General features: G+C 56.7%; 9 protein-coding genes. 7 read left to right on the plus strand and 2 right to left on the minus strand.

From position 1 onward, the window contains the following. The 3 genes from RCH87_RS08250 to pheT all read left to right on the plus strand — a co-directional run. A partial coding sequence (locus RCH87_RS08250) for an RNA methyltransferase (protein ID WP_306516233.1) occupies window positions 1–259 on the plus strand: 259 nt, incomplete at its 5' end. Between the two features lie 134 nt (window positions 260–393). After that, entirely contained in the window at window positions 394–1,452 is a 1,059-nt protein-coding gene (gene pheS, locus RCH87_RS08255) for a phenylalanine--tRNA ligase subunit alpha (protein WP_306516234.1), read from the plus strand. A 29-nt stretch (window positions 1,453–1,481) separates the two neighbouring features. Then, a complete protein-coding gene (pheT, locus tag RCH87_RS08260; protein ID WP_306516235.1) occupies window positions 1,482–3,986 on the plus strand; it encodes a phenylalanine--tRNA ligase subunit beta in 2,505 nt (834 codons plus the stop codon). Between the two features lie 303 nt (window positions 3,987–4,289). Here the strand turns inward: pheT and RCH87_RS08265 are convergent, their stop codons facing one another. Beyond that, the gene (locus tag RCH87_RS08265; RefSeq protein WP_306516236.1) at window positions 4,290–5,318 is read right to left on the minus strand and encodes an ornithine cyclodeaminase; all 1,029 of its coding nucleotides are present in this window, start codon (window positions 5,316–5,318) and stop codon (window positions 4,290–4,292) included. 84 nt (window positions 5,319–5,402) lie between these two features. Next, the gene (locus RCH87_RS08270) at window positions 5,403–6,920 is read right to left on the minus strand and encodes an amino acid permease (protein WP_373690956.1); all 1,518 of its coding nucleotides are present in this window, start codon (window positions 6,918–6,920) and stop codon (window positions 5,403–5,405) included. Between the two features lie 316 nt (window positions 6,921–7,236). Here RCH87_RS08270 and argC point away from each other — a divergent pair, with 316 nt between their 5' ends. The 4 genes from argC to RCH87_RS08290 are packed head-to-tail and all read left to right on the plus strand — an operon-like array spanning window position 7,237 to window position 11,702. Then, a complete protein-coding gene (argC, locus tag RCH87_RS08275) occupies window positions 7,237–8,280 on the plus strand; it encodes an N-acetyl-gamma-glutamyl-phosphate reductase (RefSeq protein WP_306516237.1) in 1,044 nt (347 codons plus the stop codon). Between the two features lie 58 nt (window positions 8,281–8,338). Next, window positions 8,339–9,577, plus strand: coding sequence for a bifunctional glutamate N-acetyltransferase/amino-acid acetyltransferase ArgJ (gene argJ, locus RCH87_RS08280; protein WP_306516238.1), 1,239 nt, complete (start codon window positions 8,339–8,341; stop codon window positions 9,575–9,577). Between the two features lie 11 nt (window positions 9,578–9,588). Beyond that, window positions 9,589–10,524, plus strand: a complete 936-nt coding sequence (gene argB / locus RCH87_RS08285) for an acetylglutamate kinase (RefSeq protein ID WP_306516239.1) — start codon at window positions 9,589–9,591, stop codon at window positions 10,522–10,524. Beyond that, window positions 10,521–11,702, plus strand: coding sequence for an acetylornithine transaminase (locus RCH87_RS08290; protein WP_306516240.1), 1,182 nt, complete (start codon window positions 10,521–10,523; stop codon window positions 11,700–11,702). The genes argB and RCH87_RS08290 overlap by 4 nt, the downstream gene beginning before the upstream one ends. Window positions 11,703–11,820 lie beyond the last annotated feature (118 nt).

Here is an 11,820-nt window from a genome sequence, read left to right on the forward strand (position 1 = left end):
GGCAAATCTGCAGATCTTGGCTACAGCTGCTGACGGTGAGATCACCTTGGAAGAAGCCGAAGAATCCGGCATGTTGGAAAAACCCACGGCCTGGTTGCTGGGCAACGAAGCACACGGGCTGGCCGACGACGTCGCGGCACGTGCAGACCACCGCATTTCTATTCCGATCCGCGGAAACGCGGAATCGCTCAACCTGGCAACGGCAGCTTCAATTTGCCTGTACGAATCGGCTAAGGCACAAGCCAGGGCCAGTAAATAGGCAGCACACCAGGATATGCAGCTAACAGTTAGCTGCTGCTGGTCGCTAAACTAGCAGGTGCCATAATGAGAAGTTGCACATTAACTGGAATCAAACGATCAACCAACTAACGATCATCACGAGGTTTTGCTGACGTGTCGAATGCACCAGATAACGAAACAAATATTGACCTGAGCCAAGAAGCGTTGGCTGCTGCCGCAGACAAAGCAATCGCCGAGATCTCTGCCGCCACAACGCTCGAAGAACTCTCCGAAGCACGTCGGCAGCACCTGGGTGACGGTGCCTACATCCCACGCGCACGGCAGTCGTTAGGCAGCCTGCCAAAAGACCAGCGGAAAGATGCCGGTAAGGCGGTCAACATGGCGCGCGGCAAAGTGGAAAAGACTTATGCCGGCATTCATGCGCAATTAGAAGAGCAGGAACGTCAGGCGCAGCTGGTCCGCGAAAAAGTTGACGTCACTATCCCGACGACGCGCCACCAAACCGGTGCGCTGCACCCAATTACTGCGCTTTCTGAACGCATCTCCGACATTTTCATCGGCATGGGGTGGGAGATCGCTGACGGTCCCGAGGTCGAAGCCGAATACTTCAACTTCGATGCTTTGAACTTCAAACCAGACCACCCAGCACGTACGTTGCAGGATACCTTCCACGTCGGCAAGCCTGGCTCGCAACAGGTGCTGCGCACACACACCTCACCGGTGCAGGTGCGTTCCATGCTCGAGCGCGAGGTTCCGCTGTATATTGCCTGCCCGGGCCGTGTTTTCCGCACCGACGAGCTCGATGCCACCCACACGCCGGTGTTCCACCAGATCGAGGGATTGGCCGTCGACAAGGGCCTGAACATGGCACATTTGCGCGGCACCCTGGACCACCTGGCAAAGACGCTGTTCGGGCCGGAGACCACTACGCGTATGCGCACGAACTACTTCCCGTTCACCGAACCTTCTGCAGAGGTTGATGTCTGGTTCCCAAACAAAAAGGGCGGCGCAGGCTGGATCGAGTGGGGCGGCTGCGGCATGGTCAACCCTAATGTCTTGACTGTCGTTGGTGTAGACCCGAACGAATACACCGGCTTTGCCTTCGGAATGGGCCTTGAGCGCACCCTGCAGTTCCGCAACGGGCTATCAGATATGCGTGACATGGTCGAAGGCGACCTTCGATTCACCCTGCCATTCGGCATCCAGGCTTAACCGACGACCCAGAATAAGGAGCTACAACAATGTTGATCACCCAGAACTGGGTTACCCGTTTGCTTAAGCAGCACAATCCACAATGGTCCGTCGGGCCTGCCGACTTCGACGCCGGCTATGTCCGCGTGGGCTTTGAAACCGAAGGTTACGAGCCGATCGAAGAAACCACCGGCCCGCTGGTTTTCGGCCGTGTGGAAGAGATCGAAGAACTCACCGAGTTCAAAAAACCGATCCGCTACTGCCAAGTCAACGTCGGCGAGGCCAACGGCACTGGTGAGCTGCAGAGCATCATTTGCGGTGCGCGCAACTTTGCCGAGGGTGACCTGGTGGTCATCGCGCTGCCTGGCACCGTACTGCCCGGCGGTTTCGCGATCGGTGAACGTAAGACTTACGGAAAAATGTCCTGCGGCATGATTTGCTCGGTGGCAGAACTGGGCCTCACCGATAAGTCTGACGGCATCCTGACCCTGCCTGTCGACGCCGGCCAGCCAGGCGAGGATGCCCGCGAATACTTGGGGCTTGACGACGTCATCTTCGACGTCAACATCACCCCGGACCGCGGCTATGCGCTTTCCGCCCGTGGACTGTCCCGCGAGATCGCTTCGGCTTTCGACCTGAAAAATGTCGATCCTGCGGTTGATCCGTCGGTGGCCGGCCTGAGCACCGACGGCGTTCCGAGCCCAAACGGCGAAACGCTAGAACTCAACATCGCCGAAGACACCAAGACCCGTCGTTTCGGCCTGCGCAAAGTCACCGGCATCGATCCGAAGGCGCAATCTCCGTGGTGGATGCAGCGCGAACTGATGCTTTCGGGCCAGCGCCCGGTGAACGCGGCCACTGACATCACCAACTACGTGATGTTGCTGTTGGGCCAGCCGATGCACGCCTTTGATGCTGACAAGATCCAGGGCGGGCTGAACGGTCGCTGCGCCGAAGAAGGCGAAAAATTCGAAACGCTGGATCACGTGCAGCGCAAGCTGAACGCTGAAGACGTCGTGATCTGCGACAACAGCGGAATCCAGTCGCTGGCTGGCGTGATGGGTGGTACGACCTCGGAGATCAGCGATGAGACCACGGACGTATTCTTCGAAGCCGCAAACTGGGATCCGATTACCGTGGCGCGTACCTCACGCCGCCACAAGCTGTCCTCGGAGGCATCGCGCCGTTTCGAACGCGGGGTGGACCCGGCGCTCGTCGAGGTGAGCTTGGATCTCGCTTGTGCGCTTCTCGCAGAGATCGCCGGCGGCACCATCGAGGCGACCCGCACGCTGCAGGGTGAGCTGCCAGTCATGCCAGAAATCTCCATGCCGGTGGGATTCCCATCGCAGATTGCTGGCGTCGACTACCCAGAGCAAGCCGTCGTCGCCCGCTTGGAAGAAGTTGGAGCAGACGTCGTCAAGAAAGGCGAGCAGCTCAGCGTTACTCCGCCGACGTGGCGCTCCGACCTCGGTGTTCCCGTCGACCTGGTGGAAGAGGTTTTGCGCCTCGAGGGCCTGGAAGACATTCCGACCATCCTGCCAACCCCATCGGCTGGTCGTGGCCTGAGTCCTGCGCAGAAGCGTCGCCGCGCCGTAGGCCATGCGCTGGCATATTCTGGTTATGCCGAGATCTTGCCGACGCCTTTTATCGCCAACAACACCTTCGATACTTGGGGGCTAGACGCTGATGACCCACGGCGCAACACCGTCGCCGTGCAAAACCCGCTGGAATCCGACCACGCGGTGTTGGGCACGACCCTGTTGCCGTCGATGCTCGATGCGGTGCGTCGTAACGCCGCCCGCGGTCGTGATTCGGTCGCTTTGTTCGGTGTGCAGCAGGTGAGCTTTGCGGTCGCTGATCATACGCCGATGCCGTCGGTTGCTTCGCGCCCGGACGATGCCACGGTTGCTTCTGTGGTTGACAGCTTGCCACGCCAGCCGCTGCACGTTGCGACCGTAGGTTCGGGTGAACAAGAATTCGCCGGACCGTGGGGTGCTGGACGTGACTACACCTATGCTGATGCGATTGAGTCCGCGCGTATCGTCGCGCGTGCTGCTGGGGTAGAGCTTGAGATTGCTAATGCGGAATACTTGCCGTGGCACCCAGGCCGTTGTGCACAGCTGAGCGTGGCGGGCACTGTCGTGGGTCATGCTGGCGAACTGCATCCGCAAGTTCTGGAGGCTCTGGGCCTGCCAGCTCGCACTTGCGCGATGGAGCTTAATCTTTCCGCTCTGCCGTTGCAGGAGAGCTTCCCGGCACCGCGTTTGTCAGCGTTCCCTGCATTGCACCAAGATCTGGCGTTGGTTGTTGACGACGAGATTCCTGCCGAAACGGTGCGTCGCGTCGTGGAATCCGCAGCTGGTGAGTTGCTCGAATCCGTCGAGCTTTTCGACGTCTTCCGTGGTGAGCAGCTTGGCGACGGCAAGAAGTCGCTGGCGTTTAACCTGATTTTCCGCGCCGTTGATCGCACGTTGACCGACGAAGAGGTTAATGAATACCGAGTGCAGGCTGCGGAGAAAGCACGAGTCGAATTGGGTGCGCAGATGCGCGCTTAAACTTGTTTCGCCCTGGCGGGGCGTGGGCGTTCGGCTCGATGCCCCGCCGAGCTCGTAAGCCCTGGCGGGGCTGCCTGTACTCGCGAGGCCCGCCAGGGCATAAAAAATGCGCCCTACCGTGCGGTAGGGCGCTCTTTTACAAATAGTGTTCGAAAACTGCCTACTTTTAAGCCACTATTTGTAAATCTGGCCACGATTTCTGCATTCGTGCCCGGTTTTGGCCCAAGTTTGCGCCTGCGACTTGTGGCGCCACGACCCGTAGCCCATGGCGCCAGGCCCAGGCCCTGGCCAGCCGGTGAAAGCTTAAACCAGCGAAGGCACCTCTGCTACCAGCGAGAACAGATCCTTCGGATCATCTGGGTTGGCGATCAGGTCGATGTCGGTCTCTAGCTCAGAACCGGCGACATCGTCACGCAGGTAGCGCAGGGCAGAGAAGTCGTTGATTGCGAATCCGACGGAGTCGAACAAGGTGATCTCGTCGTCAGAAGAACGACCCTTTTCTTTACCAGTGATGACCTTCCAGAACTCGACTACTTCGTAGTCATCTGGCTTTTGCTGGATCTCACCCTCGATGCGCGTCTGCTCAGGCAGCTCCACGAATACGGTGGACATATCCAGGATTTCTTCCACCAGCTCAGTCTTTCCTGGGCAGTCGCCACCAACAGCGTTGATGTGAACGCCTGGCTTGACGTGCTGGGTTCCCAGAATCTGGTTCTGTGCCTTATCAGCAGTACAGGTGGTGATAATGTCTGCACCTTCGACGGCTTCTTCGGTGGTGGAGCAGACAGTGATGTTGAAGCCCAGTGGTTCCAGGTTGCGACGAACCTTTTCCAAAGCGTCAGGATCGACGTCGTAAATGCGGATATCTTCGATGCCCAGGGTGCCGCGGAAGCCCAGTGCCTGGAATTCAGCCTGTGAACCTGCACCGATCATTGCCATGGTCTTGGAGTCTGGACGCGCAAGCTTCTTGGCCACCATGGAAGAAACGGCTGCGGTGCGCAGAGCAGTCAGCAGCGTCATTTCTGACAAGAATGTTGGGTAGCCGTTGTCGACGTCGGCAAGCATGCCGTATGCGGTAACGGTTTGGAAGCCACGTGCTGGGTTTGATGGGTGACCGTTGACGTACTTGAAGGAGTACTCTTCACCGTTTGAAGTCGGCATCAACTCGATGACACCGAATGGGGTGTGGCTAGCTACGCGAGGGATGAGGTCAAAACGCTCCCACTCTGAGTAGTCCTTTTCGAGGTAGCTGACCATACCAGTGATGATCTTCTCGACGCCTTCGCGCTGGATCCAGCGTGCCATGTTGTCTACATCTACAAATTTGACCATTAGTCCGTGGTCTCCTTTCGTGTTGTGGTTCTTAGTTCCGAATCGATTCCGCTGAACCGAGTCGGAAGAGCCTTTCGAAAGCTTTTATTCGCCAGATTCTTGGCTGTTGCTTCCTTTATTGTACGCGTTCATTCGCGCCTGACGAGCCTCCAATTGAGCCATTACTTCTGGCTTGCACGCCTTCCAGCCAATCCAGAACATAGGGATGAGCACCAGCGATGCCGCCAGTGTGTAGGTTCCGACTGGCCAGTCAAAGGCCATAAGAACAATCACAGCTCCGATGAAAATCACAACTGCGATATCGCCCCAGGAGTTGAATGGGCTCGCGTAGCTGGAACGCTCATATTCACCGGTCTTTGACAATTTGACGAATTTCCAGTGCGCAAGGCTGATTGCAGCCCAGCTGGCCATGGTGCCTAACGCAGCAAGGTTAAGCACGATCTCGAAGGCCATTTCTGGCACAACGAAGTTCAAGAACACACCAGCGAAAGCGATCGCACCGGCGAGCAGAATACCACCATATGGGACACCGTCTTTGGACAATGCTTTACCGAATTTCGGACCCGAACCAGAAATAGACATGTTGTACATCACGCGGCCGGTGGAGTACAGGCCAGCGTTCAGCGACGACAGCGCAGCGGTGATCAAGACCAGCTGGAAGATTGGTGCGGCGACGCCGATGCCGAAGGAATCGAAGAAGGTGACGAATGGCGAAACACCAGCAATGTATTCGGTATGCGGCAATACCAGAGTCAGCAGCATGACCGAGCCGAAGTAGAAGAAGATGATGCGGAACAGAACCGCATTGACTGCCTTCGGGATGATCTTTTCGACGTTCTTGGTCTCACCGGAGGTGGTGCCGACGAGCTCAATACCGGCGTAGGCGAAAACAACACCCTGGATGACGACGATCGCTGGAAGCAGGCCGTTTGGCAGCCAGCCGCCACCTTCGCTGATGAGCTGGAAGCCTGTGTCGTAGCCCTGTGGGTGGCCGGTGAGGACAACCCAGATACCCAACACCATGAAGACCAGCAGGCCGACGATCTTGATCAGGGAGAACCAGTATTCCAATTCACCGAAGATCTTCACTGAGAGCATGTTGAAGCCCAAAATGAATACCACCACGCCCAGGGCCAATGCCCATTGCGGAATGCTGTCCAAGACGGACGTGTAGCGGTCGAACCAGAGGATATACAAGGCCACCGCGGTGGAGTCGGCGACGATAGTCATCGCCCAGTTTCCCCAGTACAGCCAACCGGTAACGAATGCAGCTTTTTCGCCGTAGAACTCGCGGGCATAGGAAACGAAAGATCCGGACGACGGACGGTAGACGATGAGTTCGCCAAGCCCGCGCAGGATGATGTATCCGAAGAAACCACAGATGAGGTAGAGGACTGCCAGGAACGGACCGGCTTGCTCCAAACGGCTACCGGTACCCAATAGCAAACCGGTACCGATTGCAGACCCAATCGCGATCATTTGCAGTTGGCGTTGTCCCATTCCCTTGGAAAGACCCTGGTCTTCGTCAAGGTAGGATTCACGCCTTCCGTTTGTTGCAGGCCCCATTGCGCCACCGTGTGGCTTCGGGGTTTGTTCTGACATGTGACTTTCTCGCCTTCTAGTTGCTTGCTTGTAATGGGAGCCGCAGCGTCGTGTTAGGCAATCACTACAAACTACGAATGAAAAGTGTGACACGGGCGACGCCCAAGTGTTATTAGCGTAATAGAGCTTCGTCACGAAAAACAAGTGATTTGTTGAACATTTTGTATATTGCCTGGAATTTATAGCTGAATTCACTGCGCGCAGACGGGCACAGATGGGCGCCGATTGGTACCGATGAGATCGGTTGCCCACGATGCCAATCGAATGGCAATGAATAATTTGCATTCTTTTGCATAAAACTTGCTAGAGTGGCTGCATGACCATTTCAGTAGCTGTAGCAGGAGCCACCGGTTATGCAGGAGGTGAAATTCTTCGTCTGTTGCTCAACCATCCGAAGTATCGTAGTGGCGAACTGCGCATCGGTGCGCTTACCGGACACTCACAGGTGGGTAAGCCAGTGTCCTCACAGATGCCTCACCTGCCGCAGCTAGCCGACCGCACGATCGAAGCAACCACGGTCGATGTGCTCGCTGGTCACGATGTTGTGTTCCTCGGTCTGCCGCACGGTCATTCTGCAGAACTTGCGCAACGGTTACCGGGTGAGACCATCATCATTGACTGCGCAGCAGATTTCCGATTGCGTGACAGTGCAGATTGGCAGGCCTATTACGGTGGTGAGCACGCCGGACATTGGCCGTATGGCATCCCGGAAATGCCGAATCATCGCGCCGAGATCGCGTCGTCAAGCAAAGTTGCCGTGCCTGGTTGCTTTCCGACGGGTATGACTCTCGCACTAATGCCTGCCGTGGCAGCCGGAATCATCGAACCTGCGATCAATATCGTGTCGATTACCGGAACGTCCGGGGCCGGGAAAAAAGCCGCGGTTGCACTGCTTGGGGCGGAAACCACCGGAAACCTGCGTGCCTATAACACCGCAGGTAAACACCGGCATAATCCCGAGGTAGTGCAAAATCTGCGTGAAATCGCTGAGCAGAACTACTGCATTAATTTCACCCCGGTGCTTGCCCCGACCACACGGGGAATCTTGACGACGGCTACGGCACGCTTAACTGAACCCGTCGCACAGGATAAAGTGACTGAAATTTTTACAGAATTCTACGCTGATGAACCGTTTGTGCAGGTATTGCCTGCGGGGCAACAACCAGAAACTCAGCATGTGATCGGGGCGAATCTGTGTCAGATCCAGGCCGAGATTAATGAATCCACTCAGACGCTGCTGGTTACTGCAGCCCTCGACAATCTGACGAAGGGCACTGGAGGTGCAGCCGTACAGTGCATGAACCTGATGGTCGGTTACGACGAAACTGCTGGTCTCACGCACCAAGGCTTGGCACCGTAAAGGCTGTAGTAACCACCGCCGAAATAATCAATTACCAGCAATTTCGTGAGGACATGAAATGACGCATTCGGATTCCACTGAAAACCCAACAACGCAGGCGCAGCAGGCCCGTAATTCGGGGTCTGCGCTCAATGCCCGCGGCGTGACGGTGCCACAGGGATTCCGTGCCGCGAGTGTCAAAGCCGGCATCAAAGTCTCTGGCAACACTGATCTAGCCTTAATCGTCAACGATGGCCCGGAGTATTCCGCAACGGGAGTTTTTACCCGCAACCGTGTGGTGGCAGCACCAGTCACCGTCTCGCGGCAAGCACTTGCCGACGGATGTCTGCACGCTGTGGTGTACAACGCGGGTAACGCTAATGCCTGTAATGGCGCGCTCGGTTTACGCGATGCGAAGAAAATGCAGGCCGAAACAGCGCAGCTATTTGGCTTCGATGCAGCAAACGTGGCGGTGTGTTCGACCGGTCTGATTGGTGAACCCATGCCTATGGAAAACGTCGTCGCTGGGATTGGGCAACTACCGGATGTCCTCGGCTCGAGCCCTGAGCACGGCGCGGGTGCAGCTCGTGCGATCATGACCACGGATACCACCGTCAAACAAACGCTGGTGCAAGGCGATGGCTGGAGCCTCGGCGGAATGGGCAAAGGTGTAGGCATGATGGCACCGTCGTTGGCAACGATGCTGGTGTGCTTGACGACGGACCTTTCGGCCACCCCGGAACAGCTTGATATTGCTCTGAGAGCAGCCACGGCCGTAACGTTTGACACCCTCGATGTGGATGGTTCGACTTCCACGAATGACACCGTGATCATCATGGCTAATGGTGCTTCCGGGCACACCACCAGCCAAGAAGCTCTGAACGACGCGGTGCTTGCTGCTTGCGCGGATCTCGCAGACCAACTGCAAGCTGATGCAGAAGGCGTGACCAAGCGCGTGAAAATTATTGTTGAAGGAACCACCAATGATGAACACGCTTTGAATGCTGCGCGCACTTTGGGCCGCGACAATTTGTTTAAGTGCGCGATGTTTGGTTCAGACCCGAACTGGGGAAGGGTGTTAGCGGCTGTGGGTATGGCTGATGCCGATATGGATCCTGACAACATCAGCGTCTATTTCAACGACCACGCCGTGTGCGAGGCCACCACGGGCACTCCGGCGGCGCGCGAGGTGGATTTGTCAGGCGCCGATATCGAAGTACGCGTCGATTTGGGTACAGGCGGGCCGGGGAGTGCCTTCGTGCGCACTACTGATTTGTCTCACGATTACGTCGAAATCAACTCTGCTTACAGCTCATAAGGAGCCATCCAATGCTCGATCGACTGAATAACCATGACCGCGCGGCGGTGTTGTCCGAGGCTTTGCCTTGGTTACAGCATCTACGCGACAAGATCATCGTCGTCAAGTATGGCGGAAATGCCATGGTCGACGATGAACTCAAAGCAGCTTTCGCCAAAGATATGGTGCTGTTGCGCACAATCGGCGCACGCCCGGTGGTGGTCCATGGCGGCGGCCCACAAATCAACCAGATGCTGGAGCGGCTCGGCTTAGAGGGTGAATTCAAAGGCGGTTTCCGGGTAACCACTCCAGAGGTAATGGATGTGGTCCGGATGGTGCTGTTCGGGCAGGTTGGTCGCGATCTGGTGGGCTTGATCAATTCGCATGGGCCTTATGCAGTAGGAACATCTGGAGAAGATGCCGGATTGTTTACCGCTGAAAAGCGTTACGTCGAGGTTGATGGCCACCAGGTTGATATCGGAAATGTCGGCAATATCGTCAATGTCAATCCTGAGGCCTTGATTGATATCATTGAGGCTGGTCGAATTCCGGTGGTCTCGACGATCGCGCCGGATAACCATGGCGAGGTCTACAACATCAATGCCGATACAGCGGCGGGCGCGTTGGCGTCTGCTATCGGTGCGGAACGATTGCTGGTACTGACCAATATCGAGGGGCTCTACAAGGATTGGCCGGATCGTGATTCGTTAATCTCGACGATCGAAGTCGATGAGCTAACTCAATTGTTGTCGAACTTAGACAGCGGCATGATCCCAAAGATGGAAGCGTGTTTAAACGCAGTGCACGGAGGCGTGAACGCAGCCCACGTGATCGACGGCAGAGTAGCGCACTCGGTAGTTCTCGAGCTGCTGACCGAAGGCGGAATCGGCACCATGGTCTTGCCTAATAATCACCGCAGCGCAGACTATCCGGGCGGAACCGTACTGCGAAAGGATGATCAAGCATGACGGACGAAGCAACGAATGATTGGGCGAATGCACTGATGAATAACTACGGCGAGCCCGCTATCACCTTGTGCAGCGGGCAAGGCATGTATCTCACAGATACCGAGGGCAATCGTTACCTCGATATGCTCGCAGGCATTGCCGTCAACGTGCTGGGGCAAGCACACCCGGCGATCGTCGAGGCTGTCAGCACACAGATTGCGACGTTGGGGCACACCTCGAATATCTTTGCCACCCCGCACGCGGTGGAGGTCGCAACAACGCTCAAGAAGCGCTTCGCGGACGGCACCGACGAAAGCACTCGCGTGTTCTTCTGCAATTCTGGTGCCGAGGCGAATGAGGCAGCGTTTAAAATCGCACGGCTTACCGGCCGCGGCAAAGTTCTCGCCGCGGAAGCCGGCTTTCACGGTCGTACGATGGGCGCATTGGCGCTGACTGGCCAGCCGGATAAGCGCGCCCCATTCGAGCCACTGCCTGGTGGGGTCGAATTCTATCCTTACGGCGATGCCGAAAAACTGCGCGAGATCGTCGAGGAAAACCCTGATGATATCGCCGCAATTTTTGCTGAGCCGATCCAGGGCGAAACCGGGGTTATCCCGGCGCCAGAGGGATTTTTAGCATCCGTACGCGAGCTTTGCGACGAATACGGCATCCTCATGGTAGCCGACGAAGTCCAAACGGGTGTCGGGCGAACCGGAAAATTTTTCGCCCATGAATATGCCAGGGTAACCCCCGATGTTGTCACGATGGCCAAGGGACTTGGTGGCGGATTGCCGCTGGGAGCAGTGCTTGCTCGCGGAAAAGCTGCACAATATTTCCAGCCCGGCCAACACGGAACCACTTTCGGCGGAAACCCCGTGGTGCTAGCGGCCGCACGCACGGTACTCGACACACTCGATCAGAAATTCTTGGATCACGTTGTCGACACCGGTGCATACTTGCGTCGCAGCTTGGAATCTCTGGCTGGTGTGAAAGAGGTCCGTGGTATCGGCTTGATGCTGGGCGTGGTTTTAGAGACTGCTCGTGCAAAAGATGTGGTGAGCCAAGGCCTAAAGCACGGGTTGATCCTGAACGCTCCATCCGACAAGGTTGTTCGCTTGACTCCACCGTTGATCATCGAGCGTGCTCACGTCGACGAATGTGTCGATGGATTGCGCTCGATTCTGGCCGGTCTGGCCTGATAGCACACCACAAACTCACCACTAAAGGAAGCTGATGACACAATTACGACACTTTCTCGCCGACGATTCCATTACACCGGCCGAGCAAGCCCAAATCTTGCAGCTTGCTGCACAGTTG

This window comes from Corynebacterium sp., from assembly GCF_030826625.1.
Lineage (GTDB): Bacteria > Actinomycetota > Actinomycetes > Mycobacteriales > Mycobacteriaceae > Corynebacterium.